The organism is Pseudoalteromonas piratica, assembly GCF_000788395.1.
Lineage (GTDB): Bacteria > Pseudomonadota > Gammaproteobacteria > Enterobacterales > Alteromonadaceae > Pseudoalteromonas > Pseudoalteromonas piratica.
Window position 1 is genome coordinate 492,594 of record NZ_CP009889.1, and the last position, 22,054, is coordinate 514,647.

Sequence of the window (22,054 nt, forward strand, 5' to 3'; positions counted from 1 at the left end):
ACAGTAGCACTTCCACAATTACCCTTGTTCTAAGTTGAATTCAAGTAAAACAGATTGATTATATTGAATCTGTGCTTGGCCATTTTCAATTTTTGGCTTGTATTTCCAACGTTTTAGCGCTTTTAATGCCGCTTTATCAAATACTTTTTTTGGTTCAGCATTAACTACTTCTGCATCAATCACGCGCCCTGTTGGATCAATGTTAAAGCGCAGTTCAACCCAGCCTTCGATGCCATCTCTCGCCGCCACAGGCGGATATTTTGCTGGAATTCTGACGATGGCTTGAGCTTGTCCATCTTGTTTGGTGAAGTCGGTTCCGGCATCCGTGGTTTTTAGCTCAAACTCAATCATGGGTTTGAACGTTGGTGAATCTGTTTTGGTCGTTTCACTAGGTATATGTGTTTGCCTTTGCGGTTTTACTTTCATTGGAGGTGGCGGTGTTAACTTAGGCTTTATTTTAACATCGCTTTCTTGTCTTGCTTGATACAGTGAAATATCAAATTCAGGTTGAGCTTTTGTCTCAACTGAAGTGGGAGATGCAATTAAAAATTGCATGAATGCAAATAGGCTAAATGTAATGCCTATTGCAACTACAAAGATAGCCGGCGCTTTAAGCAGTTTTGGTGTTGTATTAAATGAATCGAGTTGAAGTAGCATAAGCCTTTCCCTTTTTAATGGTTCATCAATAAAACGCAGCAAAAAAGGAAAAGGGGTTAAATAAGTTAAAAAATTTCGGATTGTTAAAGCTGAAGAGTTTTAATTATACAATTCAGATGATTGTTAAATATCGGCGTTCAACTTCTTGCCAGTTAATAACATTAAAAAATGCGTTGATATACTCTGGTCTCCGATTTTGGTATTTCAAATAATACGCATGCTCCCACACATCTAAACCAAGAATTGGTGTTAGATTGTCCATTAGGGGACTGTCTTGGTTTGCAGAACTGGTTACTTTCAATTCACCATTTTGATCTACAACCAGCCATGCCCAGCCGCTGCCAAAGCGCGTAAGTGCTGCTTGCACAAACTCTGTTTGAAATGTTTCAAAAGAGCCAAACGTGTTATTTATCGCATCAGCTAATTTTCCTGTATGTAACAGACCACAGTGCGGTGACATGATTTGCCAAAACAAACTGTGGTTATGATGACCGCCAACATGATCTCTTACAGCATTTTGCAATGGGGTTGGCAAAGTATGAATGTTCTTAAGTAACCACTCATCTGATTCGTTGTTAAATTCAGTATCGGCCAGTGCTTCATTCGCTTTATTAACATAAGTTTGATGATGCAAAGTATGATGAATTTCCATTGTTTTTGCATCAATGTGTGGCTCAAGGGCATCATATTGATAATTTAAAGTAGGGAGTGTAAATGTCATAACGTTTCCTATGAGTTGGTGTGCATTAAATGATTAATGAATGTTGTGATTAATAATCGTGTGTGTATTGATTATGGTGTTGAGTTTTAAAAGTGAAGAGGGCTTATCAGCCAGCTGTTTTGCCAAAATAAAGGCATACTTTTTAAGTTTTGAAAGGTGTCGTAGAGCAGAGTTTTGCAGTTGAAAATCGCTTTTTTGAACGCATGACGTAGCAAAATTAAGCGCTGTTTGATAGCCAATTTCAAGTAATTCACAGGCACTTTCTATTTTATTTTGGGCAAGTTTTGAATCACATAAATTTAAGTAAGAAACAATTAACGCAGGTAGGTATTGGTCAATTATCCATGCTTTTGGCGGGGGTGAATCACAGTGAATAAATCGCTCAATACTCAGAAGTTCATCTAATCCAGCCTGGTAATTTAGTTCGGCTCTTGCGAATTGATTTGAAGCAAATGCGGCATTACCCTCAGAAACGTTTAATTGCCAATACTGCATTGAATAATGAACACACAATCGTAAATCTCTCAAATAAAATGAAAATCATTACCATTACGATTTTGTGTTTTTTCAAGTACTTTTTGTAATTACTTATTTTCAGCTTGTCTTGGAAGCGAAGAGAGCGTTGGTGGCATACCAAAAATAATTGGGATGTAGCGAAAAGTTAAAATGTGATTACTTATCAAGTCTATTAACTTTTAAATGCATCATTTTATTAAATTTAATATTTAAAGCGGGCAGTTTAAACAGCAGAAAGTACATTAAAAAACTGACTTTATTAGCTGTTACAATTTGAGCACTTTTGTCATTAAGTCTTTACCTTCGTTGGCGACATAATCTAAAAATACTTTGGCAATGGGGGATAATTGTTTTGATTTGGCCCAACAAAAAGACCACTTTGATTGAATAGGTAATGATTCAACATCGATCACTTTTACATTGTAACTATCGCCAAACGCAAGCGTATGAGCAGAAAGAATAGATACGCCCATACCGGATAACACTGAGTGAATAATGGCCTCGTTACTGGCTATGGTCATACGCACATTCGGCGTAATGTTTTTGGACTGTAAAAATCGCTCAATAGCGTAACGTGTGCCAGAGCCTTCTTCGCGAATAATGAAATTTTCCTGACAAAATGCTTTAAGCGAAACCTTTTTATGCTTTGTAAGCGGGTGTTCTGAATTTGCAATGGCTACGAGGTCATTTGACATAAACTCTCTGACTTCAAGATCTAACCCTTCCGGCACATAACTAAATACAAAGAAATCATCTACACCTTGCTCATAGCGTTCGATAACTTGTTGGCGATTTGCAACAGTAAATTGAATATCAATCCCAGGATATTGTTTACAAAATGGCCCTAATAAGTGAGGTATGAAGTACTTTGCAGTGGTGGCACAAGAGATGCGAAGCGTGCCTGATTTTAGGCCTCGTAAATTTGATAGATGCATATCAAGGGCTTCGCATTGCTGTAATATTTGTCTGCTGGTTGCAACAGTTGCAAGCCCTGCATCAGTGAACTGTAATTTTCGGCCAACCTGTTGATAAAGGGGTAAACCAATTGCTTCACTCAGTTTTTTCAACTGCATAGAGACTGTTGGCTGAGTTAAAAATAATGACTCTGCAGCCGCTTTTATACTGCCTCCGTCGTAAACGGCTAACAGAATTTCAAGCTGTCTAAATGTGCCTATATGGGCATGTAGTCGAGATGCCATTGTTGACCTTAAATTTCAATGAATAGATAAATATCTAATTTAAACATAGCTAATATCTATTTTTATCTAACTTGAGTGCTGTGTAAACTTTTTAAGTCGCTTAATTTGAAGGATAGGTATGACTATGACCAATCGAAGTTTTGTTTTATCTGTGATTACAAGTGCATTGTTACTGGCATTTTTTGCCCTCAGTAGCATCATAGGGCAACCGCAAATTGCATTCGCAATCGTTGCTGCCATGTTATTAAGCTTTGCCAGTTGGCTAAAGTTTTCTAGTGGCAAAAAACAGAGCGTTAAACATGCCAAACTATCTCATCCTTTTTACAGTGCGGGGCAAAAGTAAATTATGGTAATTGATGCCGTCGTTGCGTTTTTTATTCTCGGTATTGTATGTCAATTGCTGGGCGCCAAAATGGCATTTCCAGAAGGGTTATACAAAACATTAAGTATGTTTTTGATGATTGCCATTGGCTTAAAAGGTGGAATTGCACTGCAGCAGCATGTAGACCCTGCACTTGTTTCAATGTCGATAGCGGTGGTTGCTTTTGGTTTATTACTTCCCTTGGTTGCTTACCCTATTTTGCGCTATTTTGGCCAACTAGACAAAATAAACGCAGGCGCAATAGCCGCCCATTATGGTTCAGTAAGTGTCGCAACTTATGCAGTTGCTGTGGCGTTACTTGAAGCGCAAAACATTGCTTATGAAGCCTATTTCCCATTGTTTGTTGTGCTGTTAGAAATGCCCGCGATTTTGGTTGGTTTAGTGTTGGCAAAGGGGAGTTTTAAAGTTGTAAATGCCCACTTCGTTAAGCAAGAACTTATCGCAAATCAGAGCATATTGCTGATGCTAGGTAGCTTGATCATTGGCTATATTGGTGGGTCAAGTGTCACAAAGCTAGCGCCTTTCTTTATTGAGCTATTCTCCGGTGTGCTTGCACTCTTTTTACTTAAAATGGGACTTATCGCTGGCGAACAACTTTCATCGCTTAAAAAGAACAGTGTGTTTTTAATTAGCTTTGCGATGTTAATGCCACTGTTGGGAGGTCTTGCGGGTACTGGCTTGGGAGTGATGCTTAGCTTAAGTGCTGGTGGTATTGCGCTAATGGCTGTATTGGGGGCAAGTGCTTCTTATATTGCGGTGCCTGCGGCGATGAAACAAAGTTTACCTGAGGCAAATGCAGGTATGTCGATAACAGCTTCGCTTGGGATTACTTTTCCATTCAATGTGTTGATAGGCGTGCCATTCTTTATCGCGCTTGCAGGTTATTTAGCGAGTTAATAAAAAAGCCCCAACAGGGGCTTTTTTATTGATGTAACCTTATGTTAATTACTTAGTCACTTTTTCTCGTTTAGTGATCACAAGCTTAGCTTCAATTCGTCGATTCTGACTATGTGCTTCTTGTGTATTTGCTGTATTGAGTAGTTGGCTTTCACCATAGCCGATAGCAGTCAAACGCGATGCATCGATACCGTATTTATCGACCAAGACTTGTTTGGTTGCTTTTGCCCGTGCTTCAGAAAGGGTTAGATTATATTTGGCATTCCCAGGCGCAGAACTGTGACCTTCAATTTGCGCTGAAACATCGGGGTATTTCTTCATAAAGTCAGCAAAACGGCGTAAGTCTTCGTTCTCAGGGTTGTTAACTTTACTGGAGTTATTATCAAATTTAACTGACAAGGTAATACTTTCTTGCGCCTCTTCAAACAGTGTACAGCCATCAGAGTCTGTTTTATCAGATGAAGGGGTATTTGGACATTTATCCTGACTATCCAATACGCCGTCATTGTCGCTATCCATTGGCATTGCGCAACCGCTGGCATCTACTTTTACGCCTGCGACTGTATTAGGACATTTATCGTTATCATCAAGCACCCCATCGTTATCGCTATCAAGTTTCGGGGCTGGTGCCGGCGCTAAAGCTGTGGCTGTTGTGCTGCTGCCAAATTGATAAAGCAGACCAAATTTACCGCTAAAGTCTTTGTAAGACTCGCCAAAGTCATGATAAGCGGTTAACTCAGTGATGAGTTTCCACTTCTCTGTTAACGCCCAGTGTCTTCCTAACCCTAAATTACCGAGAGTGTATCCTTGATCAAGGGATTCAAATTTTAACCCCGCAAACACATAAGTATCATCTTGAAATGGGAAATACATTGCATCTGCGCCGTAACGACTGCCATCAATCGCTTCTTGGCCTGGGTAAGCTTCTAATTCGATACGCGCATACTCAAGTCGGCCACCCCAAGAAGGTGAAAAACGTTGCCCTAATTCAAGCCCCCAACCCCAGTCAATTCGGTCTTTTGGTAAAGGTTGAAACTTATCTTTATCAGCGTAGTAATATTCAGCAAACCCGCCTAACCACATTTGTTTATCGTTAGCCATTGTGGAAAACGCACATAAGGTAGCAATAAGTGATAGCGCAAACCGTTTCTTTTGCATTTGATTCTCCTTGAATACAAGTCTTAGCTTGTTAATTTTAATTATATCGAACATAAGGTTAGAACACGTTGGCGGTTTTGCCTATATGGGTACAACTAAGTGGGTAAATTAATGTGAAAATAATGCAATTGTGTGCCAACCAGATTGATTTACTGCTTTCAAATATGATTAAACCTGCTTGTTTGGTCTTGCGATCAAACCTTTACAGGTTTTCTGTGCTCTTCTATTTTTAGATTAGAAGGTTCATGCATCTTGTGAACCACTACCTTTACTAATGATGATTAATGCAGCTATCAACGTCTTCTTTATTATTGATGAGTGGTGTCGGGGTATTAATCTCGGCTATTTCGCTGCTTTTCTTATGGTTTGCCAATAGAGATATTCGCGCTGCAGGTTATTGGGCGTTAGCCCCTTGTTGTTTTACATTGAGCATGTTGCTCTTTGCAATTCAGGATGTACTCTCTTTTTCCTTACGTTTCACATTACCTAATTTTCTAGTTCAAGGGGCGTTTTTAATAATAATCGCAGGGCTTTTTTTGGCCTGCGATAAAGCTGTGCCAAAACGATTGATGAGCGTGTATTTTGCAATCTTTGTTACTTTACATAGCTTATTCACTTTTGTATTTCCCATTTATCAATGGCGATTTATCTTGGGTGTAGTGACAGTTACCTTGTCCTCTTGTTGGATAATATGGGTGTTATACCACCATGGAAGAGACAAATATCGCGCATCCAGCTTACTTATCGGTTTGAGCCTTTTCATCATGTTTTACTTCTCTGCAAACAAGCTGTTTTTATTTAATTCTCAAAATGCCAGCAGTTTACAACAAGATAACTCCATTGAATCACAGCTTTTTGTGATTGCTATTTTTGCAAGCCAGCTGCTGCTTAACTTTGCGTTTGCCATTATGATTGGGGAGTATCGAAATCAAAAAAACAAACGCTATCAACAACAGCTGATAGAAACTAATCATCAATTAGAGCAAGCCAAGCAAGCAGCTGAACACCACTCTGAACTCAAGTCTGAGTTTTTAGCAAATATGAGTCATGAAATTCGTACGCCAATCAATGGTGTGATTGGCAGTTTAGAATTAATTAACGATCGTGAATTAACAACCCAGCAAGCACGCTATAAGACCCTAGCTAACAGCAGTGCATATAGCTTGTTGGGAATAATTAACGATATTCTAGATTTTTCCAAGATAGAATCCGGCAAGCTGACGCTCCATTTAGAAGAGTTTGATATTTACCAACTTATTGATAGTGTGGCGAAATCATTTGCAATTGAAGTTACCAATAAAGATCTTGCGTTATTAATTGATACTCAAGATCTCTCTTCTCGTTATATTTACAGCGACCCTATCCGCATTCGTCAAGTCCTCACAAACTTAATAAGTAATGCGATTAAATTCACTGCAAAAGGCCGTGTGCAACTGGTTGTGGCATTAAAGCAGCAGGATAACTCGCATTGGCAGTTAGTAGCAGATGTAATTGATACAGGCATTGGTATTGATGCAACAGCAACCGACAAATTATTTAAATCTTTTAGCCAATGTGACGCTTCCACCACACGTGTTTTTGGTGGCACCGGGCTTGGATTAACCATAGTAAAAAGCTTATGTAAGATGATGCAAGGGGATGCGTTTTTGGTGTCATCTGAAAAAGAAAAAGGGGCTCACTTCCAATTTTTTGTCCATGTGGGTATTAACCAGCAAGCCGGATCAAAACGACCGCAATTTACTTTTAACGAAGTCGTCATTTATTCGGAAAATGACCTGTTGATTGCCAGTATTAGCAATGAGTTTAGAAAATACACCATTTCGGTCACTACTGCTGCATACGATGTTCTTCCTAGCAACAAACAAGCACTTATATTAATTGACTTGAGTAAAATAGAATACGATACAAAGCGCTTTGATAGATACCTTAATTATTGCATTGAGAATAAGCTAACGTTGGGCGTTATTTTGCCACCTAACAGTGAACTTGAAGCATACTTTAGTGATCATGCCGCAGTCTCATTTATTTGGCATTTGCCTGTTACAGCATTTGATGTGATTAAGTTAAGTGAATGGGATAGAGAAAATCAAACCCGCAATAACAAAGACGATCTTTGTGGAATACGAGTACTGATCGCAGAAGATAACCCTGTTAATTTAGTTATTACAGAGCAAATACTCGCTAATTGGCAAGTTGATTTTGTAAGTGCTAAAAATGGGAAAGAAGTGCTCGCAATGCTAGAACAGCATCTTGATGCTCCATTTGATGTGATTTTAATGGACTGTCAGATGCCAGAAATGGATGGGTATGAAACCACCAGAATAATTCGCAATGGCGCTGCTTTTAGCCATTGTAAAACGATTCCTATCATCGCATTAACAGCCAATGCAATGAAAGGTGATGATGAATACTGTTATGAGGTGGGTATGAGTGGCTATGTCAGTAAGCCAATTAATTCTGAAAACCTATTGGCTGAAATAAAACAGGTCATTACAAAAACGCAGTGAGCTGATAATTAACACTTAAACTTTGTTAAAGCACATATTTACCAAAAAACATCTGGTTAAGCCGTTGGGCACAAAAATGAAACCCTTGCCTCAAAAGCCGTTACTCTATGCAACAGTAAAGGAAAACAATAAAGAGAACGAAAAGATGAATCCCAAATGTCCAGAATGTAATCACAGTATTAATTTTTTATATAGTTTTCGTAATATAAATCCTTGGAAGTATTCTTGCCCCCATTGTAAAAAGCGTATTGAAGTTAGTAAAAACTGGAAAAACGCGACAATAGCGGGATTTTTTGTTGGTATATTTGTCGGCATCGGTATTAACGCTATGAACTTTGCTTTTTTGCCCTCGTTTTCGGTCGTTATGTTAATTGCTGTAGTGTTAAGTTGGATGTTATGGCAAAAAGTCACTTTTACGCACCTCGAGCCAAAAAGTTAACAAAATCAGAATTTAGTGCTTTGTTGTATGCAAAGCACTTTTTTATTTAAAAAACTTAGCCTTTTTGAACAGCTTTTAAACGCGCCACTAAATCCGATGGTGAAATAAGTCCTGAAATTGCTTCACCATTTTCCAGCAAGATTGTGGGTGTTGCGGTAAAGCCAAATTGCGCGGCGATATTTTGTTGGGCTTGCAGTTGCTGATTACAGCTTTCAGAAACATCGCCCTTGTATTTGCCTGAATACATTGCACTGTTCATTGCAAATTGCGGATTTTTAGCACATAGCGCTGCAGCTGTTTTGCTAAATGCCTTACTTCCTTTTCCCCCTCTTGGGATCATGACATAGTCAACAGTGATGCCTTGTTGATTAAACTCTTTAATATGTTGGTGCAGTTTTCGACAAAAAGGGCAATCGATATCGGTGAAAATAGTGACGATATGCTTTTGGTTTTTTGCTTTGTAACTCAGTAAAGCCTCTCTAGGCAAAGCGGCTAATAGTGTCACACGCTGATTTTTATATGCTTCTTCTGTGATGTTTAATTTATTTTGGGTATCGATTACTTGCCCAAGGTAAAGGTATTTTCCATCCGGACTTGAAAAGAAACGCTGTTCATCCGTAATAACGAGGTACAAGTCGTTGTTATATGGCTCAACTGTCACTTCGGTTTGTTTGCCAAGTAGACTAAATAGAGCCTGTTTTATTTTGGCAACTTGCTGGTTGTGGTTTGTAAATGGCTGCAATGTTTCAGAATGGACAAATGCAGCTGTTAAGAATAGGGATAACGTAAAAAAGAGTGTTATAAATTTATTTAGTAATGACATAAGTAACTCGGCTTGTTATTAAAAAACCTAACCTACATCACCTTTTGTTCAAACCCATTTAAAACTATCTATAATTAGCTATAAAAAGATATAAATCACTATTTTTCAATAAATTACAATTATATTTTTAATTACGTATAAAGTGGTTTTTCGTGGTAAAACAATGTGTATTCAGGCGTAATACTACTCTTATCTAGCGCTGAAATGGGCTGGGTAAGTTGTTGACAAAGTTGAGATACAGAGGCTTTTGCTTGAGACGCCTCCGTTGGAATGTTTGAGATTAACATCGTGGCTGAATTATCGTTTTCGGTCTGTGCAAGCGCTTTATTCAGCTCGGTATTTTTTGTATTTTCAATAATGGATGCAATCCGTTTGTCCACCACATGCGCACTGCATGTGGCAACTTCGCCTTTGATAAGTTGCTTACCTTTTACGGCAAAACGTAATGCTTCATCTAGTTGATTTGTTTTGAACGCAATACGACTTAACAAGTCTAGTGCTTGAGCGCGATAGTAGCTGGTTTCCGATGCTTTGTTTAATACTGCAAAAGCGAGCGTATTGGCGGTGTTATGTTGCTCTTGTAAATATTTCACCTCTGCTAGTAGCAGTTGCGCATCAATGGAATCGGGGTTTTCATTAAGGCTAAAATTCAGCCATTTCTCTGCTCGGGAATAATCCGCTTCTTGAAATGCAAGCACTGCATTGGAGTAACTGCTCATGGCTGGCATCATTACTTGTTTTTGTTGAGAGTGCTCAGAGTTGAAAAAAATAAGGCTTGAGATGCACGAGACACATAAAAGACTTGCTGCAACAGCAAAAGTTTTGATTCGCTTTTTATCGTTTGCAACCGTTAAGCTAACGTCAGTTTGCCAAATATAACCTGAGTTAGGTTGTGTTCGAATTAAGTTGTGTTCAGGCGAGAGTTTACGCAGTTCACTTATAATTTGAAATAAACGGTAATCTTGTACATCACTACTTTGCCAAAGGGCATGAAATAGTTGTTGTTTAGAAATAAGCCTATTTGGGTGTTGTAAAAAGTAAAGTAGGGCCTGCGCAGTTTTAGGTCTGATCGCTAATTCGTCACCTGCTTGAAATAAATTGAAGGTTTGATCACAAAATGTAAAATCAAGAAACTGATAAATAGCCATAATAATCCCTAACTACAAGACTGCTTTTTATTTAAGGTTATAAAGATAAAATAGGGACAAGGCAATATGTCTTCGCTGTTAATTACGTTTTTGTTATTTGCGACTATGAGATCCTAAAGTCTGCTTTCGCTTTTCTTAGCGCTGATAACCAACAAGTAATGTATTAACTTCGCCACTTTCAATAAGTGGTTTAAGTGCACTATTTAGTTTATTAAGTAATTTTGCGTTACCTTTTTTGACCGCAATTGCGACTGGTGTACCACGGTAATTTGAATGTACTATTTTCACTTTTACATTGTGCTTTTTGGCGAGATACAAGCCCACCGCTTTTGGCATAATTGCCGCATCGGTTTTACCACTTGCTAACATTTGCATGGCTTTTTCTTTGCTCTGTGTTTGAACTAAGCGGAAATGATCTTTAATATGCTTTTCTTGCCAAATGGTTTCAGTAATTGAATGTTTATCACCACTTATTTTTTTGCCATATAAATCTTGCACAACTTCGATGCTTGGTAATTCATCTCTTACGAAAACAGCGGTGTAGCGAAAATAGTAAGGCACAGTGAAATCAAAATACTTTTTGCGAGGTGCTGTGACTTCCATACCTGTAACGCAGTCGATTGAGTTAAACCGCAAACGATTTACCGTATCATCCCAGTGCGCTGCTACTAACTCTAATTGCTGTTGGCTATCAGTTAAAACGCGCTTTAATAGATCGTAATCTAAGCCTGTTGGCTGATTGTTTTCAAGGTATTGAAAAGGAGGGTAACCTGTTGCCATGCCACATGTAATGCGATCGTTACCTTCGGCAAAGGCTTGAGTGCAAAGTGCCGTGGTAACAAATAAAAAGATAAAAAAAGCAACGAAATACTTTGCCATGAATAATAATGCCCTAACAATAATCATCTGCGATAAGTGGTGAAGCAAACACGCTAACGTAATTATACACAGAACTTGCAGGATACCTTGCTATTTAGGCGAAGAATGCGCTTTAGTTGATCATCAACAAAGTTTAAATACTGTTTGAACTGTTAATTTGGCCAAAACTTTAAAAGCATACAAAGGCAAAGCTGTAATAAAACCGACTTTTTTATATTTGTACGCTTTTAATTTGGTGAATTGACTGTCACTCAGAGGCGCGGTTAGATCATCTTGTGATTCTCTGAGCAATTTGTTTTTATTGGATTTGAACAGATGTAGCGGCTTTTGACCGCTACAGCAAAAATAAAGTACCTAGCCCTAAAAAAGCAACAAAACCGACAATATCAGTGACGGTTGTTAAGATTACAGAGCCAGATAGGGCGGGATCTATTTTAAGCTTATCCAATATTACAGGTACAAAAATTCCGGCGGTTGCGGCGGCGATAATGTTAAGCAAAATAGCAAGCCCAATTACCACACCGAGCATGGGATCACCAAACCAAAACACTGCAACAACACCAATCACTAACGCCCAAATAATACCATTAAGCCCGCCAACTTTAAGCTCTTTCGAAAGTAGGGCGCCGACATTGGCAGGTGAAACTTGATTTAATGCTAATCCACGAATAATCAATGTCAGTGTTTGGCTGCCTGCAATGCCGCCCATACTGGCCACAACTGGCATCAAGACCGCGAGGGCAACTACTTGCTGTAAAGTAGCTTCGAACATGCCAATAAATGCGCTGGCGAGAAACGCAGTTAACAAATTAATGCCAAGCCAAACTGCACGGTTTTGTGCGCTTTTTTTTACTGGAGCGAATAAATCTTCATCTTCATCCATACCGGCAGTGGCCATTAGTTGACGCTCGTATTCTTCAAATGATAATTCAGCGGCGGTGGTGACATCTAATCGCCCCAATAATTGCTGATTTTCATCAACAATAGGCAAGGCGCCATAGCCTGAAAGTTGCACTTGCTTGGCTGCAATTAAACAACTTTCTTTATCATTAATCACTGAAATATCATCAAGGGCAATGTCAACAAGTGGCACATGCTCTGGTTGAGTATGTAATAACGCTATTGGCACCGCTTCTGAAAATTGACCAGAACGATTGGTTAGAAAAATTAAATCACAGTGCCTAGGGATATCGCGACGAATTAAACGAAGACCATCTCGTACTTTGGCATTTTGTGGTAACACCAAAAATGCATGTGATGCCCAGTGTCCAATTTCGCCCTCGGTATATTCATTTGCTTGAATAAAGTACGACTTTTGCACCTTATCCATTGCAGCATAAGCCTGTGCCAGCAGCTTTTGAGGTAATGAATCGGCCAGTTCAAGTAGGTCTTCAGCTTCAATATCGACAAATAGCGTATCCCAAAGAGTGGCGTCTGTTGACTCAATGAGTATTTCACGAGGATCACTACGCATTTCAATGAGCACATCTAATTTGCGTTTATCCGCGATGGTTTCCCATAATGCTATCCGCTCTTCAATTGGTAACGATTCGAGCAGCAGGGCGAGTTCTTTCTCATCGGACTGTGCTATTACTGTTGACGCATCATTGATAACAGATTGTGGTGTTGTTTGTTGAATGACTTCTTCAATTAAATTAGGTAATTGTTCCGACATTATTCATTCTCAATGTATTAAGCTTAAAGGAGTGGCTGCGATAGTTGTGCGCATTTAGGCTGCACATTAACCTAAACCTTTAGGTTTGTATAATCTTTCTTGATGCTATTATTGAGCTTAGTGGATGAAGGTAAATAGGCAATTTAAAATGACTTTTTACAGATGCTTCTAAGCGCTACCAAATTTAAATAAATCGATTTATTAGATTTATAAACTCGTGTTAGATATGCTAATCGCCGAACCTCCTAATTAAACTTTCAAGGTTGGATCGCGTATTGAGCCTTTACAAAGAAAAATACTAAAGTATGTATTTAAACCCGTTAGTTTGAAGCAAATACTGTAATTTCTTGAAGGGTTTAAAGGGAGTCACCAGTGCCACAAAATTTCTTAACGCGAGATGCCCTTTCATTACTTAAGCAAAAGAGCATGCTTGTTGCATTATTTGTGTTAGCAGTTAGCGTTGCTGGCTATCTCTATTACTTTTCTATTGCGGATTATCACCGCTTACCAAAGGTTGAATCAGCGATTCAAGCACCATTAAAACAACTTCCTAATTTCTCCCAATACACAGACGTAAAGGCTAAGAAAGACAAATTTTTTGCCATGCTTTATCCAATCTTGGCAAATGAAAACCAGCATGTCCTTGTGCTAAGAAAAGCCATAATTGAACTTGAAACATTAACTGAATTAAATGAACAGCAACTCAAGTGGCTATCAGATGTTGCAACATTTTATAAAGTAGATTCAACTTTGCCCCATGAACAACAGTTCAGCACTTTATTGCGTCGAATCGATATTGTGCCCATTTCGTTGGCATTAACTCAGGCTGCTATCGAGTCGGGTTGGGGTACTTCAAGGTTTGCTCAACAAGCAAACAATTTATTTGGTCAATGGTGTTTCACTAAAGGATGTGGTGTCGTACCTTCAGCGCGAGATAGTGGCAAAGGGCATGAAGTAGCAACATTTCCAACGGTTAATCATGCGGTGCGGGCATATATTCGTAATCTCAATACCCATCCGGCTTATAATCAATTACGTAAAGAGCGAGCAAAAATAAGAACAAATGGTGAAATCATTACAGGTATTGCATTAGCGCCAGCTTTAATTAATTACTCAGAAGAGGGCGCTTTATATGTTAACAAGGTCGTTAAGTTTATAAAACAAAATAAGCTGCAGCGTTTTAACCAGCAGTTTAATCATTCTCCTCTAAGCAAATAGTGCCCTTAAAGTACCTCGGCTTCTAACAAAAAGGTTAGCAATTAGCTAACCTTTCTGGTCTGTATCTTTGTGGAATTCAAGTGTTAATTAATCCGCTTTGATGAAACTTTTAATCGCCTGTAATGTATCGAACGGTTTGTAACCCAGCGACTTTAATTCGTCATTAACACAAAAAAGTACAGCATTATCTTTATTTTCTTCACCGTCTGCCATATCAAGACAGAATTCGTAAGAGTCTTTTACAGTGTCAACGCTAGCCTGTTCTTCGTTAGCAAGCGCAAATGTGCTCGCTGCGAGTGTTAATACCATTAAAAAAGTCTTCATATTTACCCTTTTACAATTTTGAAGTGTGTTTTAACGCCATCAAATTAGGGTGAATTGTCTATTATGTAAAACGATAAATAATTGTCGTAAAGGTAAAATTTATTTTGTTTTTATTTCTTAGTTTTTAATGCAAATTACGAGGTTTAAGTTTTACTACCTGAAATAACTAAGCGAATGAAATAAAAAAGGTTAATCATCAAGATCAACCTTTTATAATAATTGTTATATCTTGTAGTGATTACATTGCTGCGCGGAAAATTTCAGCGATTTCATCGGCAGTTGCTTGTATTGGGTTTGTAAAACCACAGGCGTCTTTCAGCGCATTCTCGGTTAATGTTGGAATATCGTCTGCTCTTGCACCTAACTGTTCAATGCCTGAAGGAATACCCACATCGTTGGCAAGGCTCACTATTGCGTCGATTGCTGCATCAGCACCTTGCTTTTCCGAGAGGTCACTCACATCGATACCCATGGCTTTTGCAACGTCACGTAAACGCCCTGGCACTGCTTTTGCGTTAAAGCGTTGCACATGCGGTAATAAAATAGCGTTACACACCCCGTGAGGTAAATCGTAAAAACCACCTAGTTGATGCGCCATGGCATGAACATATCCCAGGGATGCGTTATTAAATGCCATTCCTGCCATAAACTGGGCATAAGCCATTTGTTCACGCGCCTCAATATTATCACCATGGGTTACGGCTTCTCGTAAGTTTGTTTGAATTAATTCAATTGCTTTAATTGCGACCGCGTCCGTAATGGGTGTGGCAGCAATTGACACATAAGCTTCAATGGCATGCGTGAGCGCATCCATACCGGTTGCAGCCGTAAGAGAAGCAGGCTTTGCAAGCATTAATTCTGGGTCGTTAACAGAGATAAGTGGGGTTGTATGCTTATCGACAATGGCCATTTTTATATGACGTACTTCATCAGTAATGATACAAAAACGAGTCATCTCCGATGCGGTACCTGCTGTGGTGTTAATTGCGATAAGCGGTAACATGGGCTTAGCTGATTGGTCGACCCCTTCGTAATCAGCAATTTGACCACCATTTGTTGCTACCAATGCGATACCTTTTGCACAGTCATGGGGAGAGCCACCACCAAGTGAAATAACAAAGTCGCAGTTTTCACTTTTTAAAATCGCTAATCCATCGTTAACATTACTTACTGTCGGGTTTGGTTGTGTGCCATCAAACACTGCAGTTGCCACATCTCGCTCTGTTAATAGGGATTGTACTTTTTCAACAACACCAATCTGATTGAGAATTTTGTCAGTAACAATGAGGCCCTTTTTAAATCCTTGTGCTTGAATATTATTAGCTGCATCGGCTAAACAGCCGGCGCCCATTAAATTTATCGTTGGAATATAAAATGCGGTAGTCATACTTGATTTGTCCTTATTAAGTGAGAGTGACGTTCCTGCGACTAAAATTGTTACATGTTGCACCGTTAGTCATGTTGATTTAAAACAAATGCAGGTTAGGCAGCAATGTAGACTTTAATCTAATGGCGCTGGTAGGTACGCTGTTAACGCGCTGTGAAGGGCTTATAGACGTGCTGAATATTCGTTATCTTGTTTACTCTTATTGACTACTTGTATCAAAGCAGGCTTTGGAATCATTTAAATGAAGGCATAAAAAACGCGTAATAGCCCATAAGATGTTACTGATCCAATATTGGACTTAATGCTGTTTTTGTGTGTACTTGATAGAAATACACAAAACCAACTAATAGTAGAAATATACCAACGGTAAAAGGCATTAGGGCACTGGAAATAGCCTTATCAAAATTTAAAAAGTCGGGGATACCGGTTTGCCAAAATGTCCATTCAGATGCAATGTGAGTAGCAAGTTGATCGCCGCCAGAACTCAACACAATGATTGCATCCTTGTTGATGGGGTTGATACGAAGCGCACTATTAATAGCTGGCTCGTTTGCGCCATCATGGCCATAAACGAAACTCCCTTGTGATGTCGGTGCGTAAAGCATTACCCCCATCCCCCAAATAGGTGCACCAAGTTTATAACCTAATGGCTGAGTTAAAGTGCGGATGGTTTTATCCGTTTTATTATCGATTTGTTGTAAGGCAAGCACAAACTGGGTTAAATCATACGAGCTTGCTAATAACCCAGTTGCAGCAGGACTCGCGTATTGATAAAAATCAGCTTTTTTCCCCGCGCTATCATAGCTGTTTGCAATGTTTTTTTGCTTGCCAATGAATTGAAAAGTAGCACGTTTCATGTTTAGTGGAGTAAAGACGTTGTCTGCCATAAATGATTCAAAAGGTACACCTGTAATGTTTTCAATGATGTGCTCTGTGATCAAGTAACCGCCACCCGAATATTGCCATTGGCTTGTTGGCGCATAGCCAAGTTTAAGCTGTACGCTGCCATTAGCGCCTTGTGGATTTTGTAATGATTGCAATAAGCTTGGCAATCTCTGTGTTTCCGGGATATCAGCAAAACCTAAACCATCTACTAATCCCGAAGTATGAGAAAGCAATGTGCGCACAGTCACTTTATTATGATCAAAACTGGATGCGGGTAATTGCCACGCAGGCGTTAAGTAATTCGCAATGGGCGCATCTAAATCTATTTCCCCTGTTTTGGCCAGCTGAATGATGCCATAAGCGGTAAATAATTTGCTCATCGAGGCAACAGGGAACAAGGTATTTTGGTTTATCTTATCGATTGATGGCGAGAACTGTTGTGACACAACACGGCCACTTTCAATTACTGTTATCGCCAAATTACCTTTGGCTTCGGTTAACAGTTGCTGCTGTATAGCATTAATAAAGTTTTGTGTATCCCCTTGAGAGGCAAGTGACGTTAACCACCACCCATTGAGCGCGCCATAAAGGCATAAGCAACCCCAAGTCACACTTAATGTAATAAAGCTGATGATTCTTTTAAACACAGACATAACAGATCCTTGTAAGTGTGAGCTGGCTTAATTGGCTTAAATTACTTCAAGCTCTTCTCTTTCTTTGACGAAATAAATAGAGAGTATCAACAGCGCTGCTGGGAATAGGAAAACATTGGTAAACGCAAGCACAACAGTCATTTGTAAAATACACATCAATAGCATTAAAACGCAAAACGCTTTGAGAAGCGGGGGTAATTGTTTATTCACTAAGCTTACAATCGAAAAAACGGCTGCAACTAGAGTGAATATGCCCAAACTACCTAAAGATAAAATCATGGCGGCAAAACTGATATTTTCTGATAGCGAATTATATTGTGTTAACGCTAAATAGATATCAAACACTACGGTTAAATGAAATAGGGTGACCAGGCTTGCCATCATTAGTAATAAAAGACGTGCCGCGTTTGCATTTAAATAACACTTCAAATGTTTACTCAGGCTAATGTAAACGAATACCTCGAGAGCACCTATTAATACAAACAGTAGATCACGCCAGTTTAATGTGAGTAGGTCTTGCTTAAATGCCTCTTCAAACCCGTTAAATGACTGCCCTAAAAAAGTAATCCAGTAAAATGGAAATAGCACTGCCAACAGTGCAGGGGCAGCTGCAGATATGAAATTTTCTCGCGTGCTCATCATGTGTCCTTTCTTAATTTAATCCGACATATTGTCTGGTTCAGTTGATTCGTATTGCAAAATATCACCTGGCTGACAGTTCAGAGCGTGACAAATTGCTTCTAGTGTTGAGAACCGAATGGCTTTTACTTTGCCATTTTTAAGCAAAGACAAATTTGTCATTGAAATTCCGATGTCGCTGGATAACTGCTTCAAAGACATTTTGTTTTTAGCCAGTTCTATATCTAAGTTTATGCGTATAGTCATGGTTTAAAATTAATCAGTTGTTTTATGTTTGTCAAATAAAGTTTTATGATAAACGTAAAATTTTTGATGTTTAACATTGTTTTTTGTGGCGCTAATCAGCAGTGTGGCAGAGGATACATAAACTAAACGACCTCACATGTTTGCTTGCATTAATACTGAATGTTTTGTGTTGTTAGCTTTTAAATTTATCGTTTTTAATTAAACGGTTGCATTTAGTTTTTTGTTGAGAAGCTAATTGATTTTAATTGTGTTGGCGAACAAGTGCGTGTAACTGTGAGTAAGCATGAGGCTAGAAGTGAAATGATTTTAACCAGAAACAGAGTCAATGCACTTAAGAGGTAAGATGCGCTTTAGATAAAGCGCATAGATAATTGGTGCTTTCGCCTAGGGCTTAATCTAAAGCCAAAGGAATAATTTTTCCAGCGTAGATAACGTCATCATACATTTCAAAGATACCATGCCATTGCGGTGTTTCTAAAAGTGCTTGTTGCCACTCAAGTGTCGCGCCAAGTGCTAAAAGTTCTGATGCTGTTTGGCCATACTTTACATTATCTAACGTCCAAGGTTTAAGCGAACTCACAAGTGTGTTGATTGTTTTTGCGTTATTTTGGCCGTTACCTATCTCATCTAATAAGATAATTTCTTTTAGCTTGTTATTCCCTGTTAGCGTGAATTTTTGTGAGCAACCAGTGAGTAGTGAACGTTTATCATTTACATCAATAAGCGACACTAATTTTTCCTTTTGCTGAGTGAGAAATTGATTGAATGAGGCATTATTTTTGTAACAAGGGAGCGGCTTTAATTGATTAATATCTGCAAGTTTGCCTACTTGAACACTTTCAATCTTACTAAATGATGTCTCGTTATCACTGTGCATGGTTTGAAAAGCGACTGTTGGGTATGCCTTCTTTAATGTGTTTTTTTGATTTTCCGTTAAAAGCATTTTGGTCGAAAAAATTGCGTCATTAGCCAGTAATTCGATATCTAGAGTAACCAATTCTAATTGGTTTGCTAACGACATAGGCAAAAGAGAGTGATGGTATTGATAACCCTTAAAAATGTCATTTTCAAAGATAAATAAGTGGTTTCTGCCGATTAATGCGATGAATAGATTATCATTAATTGGCCACTGTAAGCTAAATCGCTCAAGTTTAGCTCGTGCCTCTTCATATGTTGCTCCCAAGGGCACGCCAAATACCGAGTTATGTGTAATTTTACCATCAACATCAATCGGCTTTATCTCTTCAGGAAGTGAAGGGGTAAAAGTATATTCTGTTGTAAATTTAATTGCAGGAAAATCGTTTTTATTAACGATAGCTGTTAACAGCTCAAGTGAATCTTGGGTGATATGATAGGTTTTACCTGTACACCGCTTAACATGTTTTACTGCTACGGTGCCAGTTACTTGTTTAGTTTGACTGTTGTTGATAAACAATACGCTTTGTTCTATTAATCCATTTGGGTAGTCATTAAGCTGTTGGCTAATTATGCGATAGAGCTTTTGTCTTACTTTATTGATTTGGTCATCTTTACTATCGCTGCGCTTGTAATTAACCGTTGCTCTGAACTCTTTTCCGTTGATGGATAAGTTTGGCTCGCATTCACTCATTCTGCTGTAGAGCGTATGTGCGTAACTCGTGTGACATACCAAAACGAGCAAGCTCATTACTATTATTTTCATACTACTTCCCTTTTAAAAATTATTGAGCTGTTAAGCTGTTATAAACCTATCATTAATATTTTTCTTATGGAAATAAATACTTAAAGTGATTAGTCGCGTGCTATACGTGATAAGCGCAGGATATAAAAAAGTTGTAAATAACAATTCGAATTTGACAATAATCGAACAAATCAGCTGCTTTTAACAATGCATGCTTAAAGGCTTTTATTGCAAAACGCCTTTAACATCGATCATAAAACTTAATTCAGAAATTTTTATCTTGACGACAATAATATTTTGATTTTCTTCTTGGCAAAATTTAACTATTTTTCACTTGCGAACGCACTGTTTCCATGGTGCGAACAAAGTTTAATTTTCTAACATGTTGAGATTAAAAATATGGCAGCTGAAATTAGATTAGGTGGTCGAAAATTTTATGACGATGAACACTTTCCTGGTGGCATCGATAGGGCTGGCTTTTTCACTATTCCTGAGGCAAATTTTTTAATTAATTATGGCTATACATTAAACGATTTGTACTGTGGCGAATTAACGCCCACAAATGAAGTGGAGCAGCGCTTTGTTGACAGTGTTATGTCGGATGAAGAGTCTGCAGTTTATGAAGTGCGATTATGGCGCAAATACTTAAAAGCACTTTATAAAGTGAGCCATAGAGCGAGTGCGAACAGTTCTCGCAATGAAATATCTAGGTCGTTTGAGAGTCACGATGAAGCATGAGCAAAATCAAGGTAGTTATCTTGAGAAAAATAAAGTAACGAAAAGACTAAAAAAGGAAAAAGCTAAGGATAAGTTGAACTACAGAGTGAAACGTCGAAAGTTTGATGATGACGATTGGAGTGACGAATAACATACCAACCAACAGTATTTTTATAAGATAACACAATAGGAATTAGTACGCGGTATCGCGTACTAATTCCTCCATGCTTAAACATTACCTAACATGTTCAGTTCCAGCATAATTTAAAGGTAATCGCTGTAGTGTTTTGAGTCACATTAAGCGGTAGAACATCGATACGCCAAAACGAGTGTGCATTATCGCAATATGATGATTTTTCATGTCTTTTACGCTCATTTTTCTTGTACTTAGTTTTCTGTACCGTTAGCTTGAACTATCGGTCACGTTTAAGGCAACTAATCATGAAAATTCAGACGGCATTGTGCTTCATTATAAGTATTTGCAGCTTTCAAGCACTTTCAGCATGGCAATATCCAAATAATGCTCGCTTTGCAATTAGCTTAAGTTTTGACGATGCCAGAAGGTCGCAGGTAGATGTTGGCTTACCTCTGCTTGATAAGCACAAAGTAAAAGGGTCATTTTACATAATGCCTGAACAGATGATTGGCTATGAAAAAGCATGGAAAAATGCAGGAAAAAATGGCCATGAGATAGCAAATCACAGTCAAAGTCACTTATGTACTGGCAATTTTCGTTGGTTACGTAAACAAGACAAAGGCTTGGAGCAGGTGGACCTTAATTTTATTGCTCAAGATATAAAAGCAGCTCAGCAAGACATTATAAATTTAACAAAACAACAGCCAACAGGGTTTGCTTACCCATGCGGCCAAACATTTGTCGGCCGAGGCAAGGCTGTAAAAAGCTATGTGCCTATCGTTGCAAAGCTGTTTGATTATGGACGCACTTGGAATGATGAAACCGCGAATGACCCCTACTATTACGATCCTGCTCAAATTCGCGCTTTTAATATGGATGGCAAAACATTTAATGAGCTAATAGCATTAATAGAACAAGCAAAGTTTGATAATGCTTGGATTGTTTTGGCAGGTCACGAAGTGGGTGAAAAGGGGCTTTACAGTATTGATGTACGTGCGCTAGAGCAGCTTATCCTGTATTTAAAAGACCCATCAAATGGCTTTTGGTTGGCAACCGTTGCAGACGTAAATCGCTATATTCAAGAACGATTAAAACAGTCGCATAGTAATAATCATTAATATACTTAACGTGTGCGGCTTTCTGGAGGTTAACCTACTAGAATCGTCCTTATTGCTGTATATTTAGTTA

The 22,054-nt window shown here is 38.6% G+C and carries 23 protein-coding genes; 8 read left to right on the forward strand and 15 right to left on the reverse strand.

Going from position 1 to position 22,054, the window contains the following annotated elements; translation table 11 throughout:
• Positions 1-18: 18 nt before the first annotated feature.
• The 4 genes from OM33_RS16965 to OM33_RS16980 all read right to left on the reverse strand — a co-directional run bounded on the left by OM33_RS16965 (position 19) and on the right by OM33_RS16980 (position 3,093).
• A complete protein-coding gene (locus OM33_RS16965) occupies positions 19-657 on the reverse strand; it encodes an energy transducer TonB (RefSeq protein WP_052141116.1) in 639 nt (212 codons plus the stop codon).
• A gap of 112 nt (positions 658-769) precedes the next feature.
• On the reverse strand, positions 770-1,378 hold the full coding sequence (locus OM33_RS16970) for a superoxide dismutase (RefSeq protein WP_040135326.1): 609 nt from the start codon (positions 1,376-1,378) through the stop codon (positions 770-772).
• A 33-nt stretch (positions 1,379-1,411) separates the two neighbouring features.
• Positions 1,412-1,873: a hypothetical protein gene (locus tag OM33_RS16975; protein ID WP_040135328.1), complete on the reverse strand. Its 462-nt coding sequence runs from the start codon at positions 1,871-1,873 to the stop codon at positions 1,412-1,414.
• A gap of 287 nt (positions 1,874-2,160) precedes the next feature.
• Positions 2,161-3,093, reverse strand: a complete 933-nt coding sequence (locus tag OM33_RS16980; RefSeq protein ID WP_040135330.1) for a LysR family transcriptional regulator — start codon at positions 3,091-3,093, stop codon at positions 2,161-2,163.
• Between the two features lie 124 nt (positions 3,094-3,217).
• Between OM33_RS16980 and OM33_RS16985 the strand changes: the two genes are divergently transcribed.
• On the forward strand, positions 3,218-3,436 hold the full coding sequence (locus OM33_RS16985) for a hypothetical protein (RefSeq protein WP_040135332.1): 219 nt from the start codon (positions 3,218-3,220) through the stop codon (positions 3,434-3,436).
• Between the two features lie 3 nt (positions 3,437-3,439).
• The gene (locus tag OM33_RS16990) at positions 3,440-4,372 is read left to right on the forward strand and encodes a sodium-dependent bicarbonate transport family permease (RefSeq protein WP_040135334.1); all 933 of its coding nucleotides are present in this window, start codon (positions 3,440-3,442) and stop codon (positions 4,370-4,372) included.
• A 48-nt stretch (positions 4,373-4,420) separates the two neighbouring features.
• Here the strand turns inward: OM33_RS16990 and OM33_RS23005 are convergent, their stop codons facing one another.
• Complete coding sequence (locus OM33_RS23005; protein ID WP_040135336.1) at positions 4,421-5,530, reverse strand: OmpA family protein; 1,110 nt, start codon at positions 5,528-5,530, stop codon at positions 4,421-4,423.
• A gap of 284 nt (positions 5,531-5,814) precedes the next feature.
• Between OM33_RS23005 and OM33_RS17000 the strand changes: the two genes are divergently transcribed.
• Together OM33_RS17000 and OM33_RS17005 are read left to right on the forward strand one after the other, a co-directional pair.
• Entirely contained in the window at positions 5,815-8,037 is a 2,223-nt protein-coding gene (locus OM33_RS17000; protein WP_081991191.1) for a response regulator, read from the forward strand.
• Between the two features lie 76 nt (positions 8,038-8,113).
• Positions 8,114-8,476 carry a flagellar biosynthetic protein FliQ gene (locus tag OM33_RS17005; protein WP_040135339.1) on the forward strand — a complete coding sequence of 121 codons (363 nt, stop codon included), beginning with the start codon at positions 8,114-8,116 and terminating at the stop codon, positions 8,474-8,476.
• 55 nt (positions 8,477-8,531) lie between these two features.
• Here the strand turns inward: OM33_RS17005 and OM33_RS22135 are convergent, their stop codons facing one another.
• The 4 genes from OM33_RS22135 to OM33_RS17025 all read right to left on the reverse strand — a co-directional run bounded on the left by OM33_RS22135 (position 8,532) and on the right by OM33_RS17025 (position 13,001).
• A complete protein-coding gene (locus OM33_RS22135; protein WP_052141117.1) occupies positions 8,532-9,299 on the reverse strand; it encodes a DsbC family protein in 768 nt (255 codons plus the stop codon).
• Positions 9,300-9,430: 131 nt separating this feature from the next.
• Positions 9,431-10,447 carry a winged helix-turn-helix domain-containing protein gene (locus OM33_RS17015; RefSeq protein WP_040135341.1) on the reverse strand — a complete coding sequence of 339 codons (1,017 nt, stop codon included), beginning with the start codon at positions 10,445-10,447 and terminating at the stop codon, positions 9,431-9,433.
• A 135-nt stretch (positions 10,448-10,582) separates the two neighbouring features.
• Positions 10,583-11,326 (reverse strand): transporter substrate-binding domain-containing protein, encoded by a 744-nt coding sequence (locus tag OM33_RS17020; protein ID WP_199922619.1) that lies wholly within the window; start codon positions 11,324-11,326, stop codon positions 10,583-10,585.
• A 334-nt stretch (positions 11,327-11,660) separates the two neighbouring features.
• Positions 11,661-13,001: a magnesium transporter gene (locus tag OM33_RS17025; RefSeq protein ID WP_040135344.1), complete on the reverse strand. Its 1,341-nt coding sequence runs from the start codon at positions 12,999-13,001 to the stop codon at positions 11,661-11,663.
• Between the two features lie 372 nt (positions 13,002-13,373).
• Here OM33_RS17025 and OM33_RS17030 point away from each other — a divergent pair, with 372 nt between their 5' ends.
• Positions 13,374-14,219, forward strand: a complete 846-nt coding sequence (locus OM33_RS17030; protein WP_052141118.1) for a glucosaminidase domain-containing protein — start codon at positions 13,374-13,376, stop codon at positions 14,217-14,219.
• 87 nt (positions 14,220-14,306) lie between these two features.
• On the opposite strand, the gene OM33_RS17035 is transcribed toward OM33_RS17030, so the two are convergent.
• The 6 genes from OM33_RS17035 to OM33_RS17060 form a co-directional block, all read right to left on the reverse strand.
• Complete coding sequence (locus OM33_RS17035) at positions 14,307-14,543, reverse strand: hypothetical protein (RefSeq protein ID WP_040135346.1); 237 nt, start codon at positions 14,541-14,543, stop codon at positions 14,307-14,309.
• Positions 14,544-14,781: 238 nt separating this feature from the next.
• On the reverse strand, positions 14,782-15,930 hold the full coding sequence (yiaY, locus tag OM33_RS17040) for an L-threonine dehydrogenase (protein ID WP_040135348.1): 1,149 nt from the start codon (positions 15,928-15,930) through the stop codon (positions 14,782-14,784).
• A gap of 278 nt (positions 15,931-16,208) precedes the next feature.
• Positions 16,209-17,468: a serine hydrolase domain-containing protein gene (locus OM33_RS17045; protein ID WP_052141119.1), complete on the reverse strand. Its 1,260-nt coding sequence runs from the start codon at positions 17,466-17,468 to the stop codon at positions 16,209-16,211.
• 36 nt (positions 17,469-17,504) lie between these two features.
• Entirely contained in the window at positions 17,505-18,110 is a 606-nt protein-coding gene (locus tag OM33_RS17050; RefSeq protein ID WP_040135349.1) for a hypothetical protein, read from the reverse strand.
• A gap of 15 nt (positions 18,111-18,125) precedes the next feature.
• Complete coding sequence (locus tag OM33_RS17055; protein WP_040135351.1) at positions 18,126-18,353, reverse strand: helix-turn-helix domain-containing protein; 228 nt, start codon at positions 18,351-18,353, stop codon at positions 18,126-18,128.
• 391 nt (positions 18,354-18,744) lie between these two features.
• Positions 18,745-20,034 carry a hypothetical protein gene (locus OM33_RS17060; protein ID WP_040135353.1) on the reverse strand — a complete coding sequence of 430 codons (1,290 nt, stop codon included), beginning with the start codon at positions 20,032-20,034 and terminating at the stop codon, positions 18,745-18,747.
• Between the two features lie 378 nt (positions 20,035-20,412).
• On the opposite strand from OM33_RS17060, the gene maoP reads away from it, so the two are divergent.
• The 3 genes from maoP (at position 20,413) to OM33_RS17070 (ending at position 21,984) form a co-directional block, all read left to right on the forward strand.
• Entirely contained in the window at positions 20,413-20,751 is a 339-nt protein-coding gene (gene maoP / locus OM33_RS17065; RefSeq protein WP_052141120.1) for a DUF413 domain-containing protein, read from the forward strand.
• Positions 20,741-20,881 (forward strand): hypothetical protein, encoded by a 141-nt coding sequence (locus OM33_RS22635; protein WP_199922620.1) that lies wholly within the window; start codon positions 20,741-20,743, stop codon positions 20,879-20,881. Before maoP ends, OM33_RS22635 begins: the two co-directional genes overlap by 11 nt.
• 290 nt (positions 20,882-21,171) lie before the next feature.
• Positions 21,172-21,984, forward strand: a complete 813-nt coding sequence (locus OM33_RS17070) for a polysaccharide deacetylase family protein (RefSeq protein ID WP_040135356.1) — start codon at positions 21,172-21,174, stop codon at positions 21,982-21,984.
• The last annotated feature ends 70 nt before the right edge of the window (positions 21,985-22,054 follow it).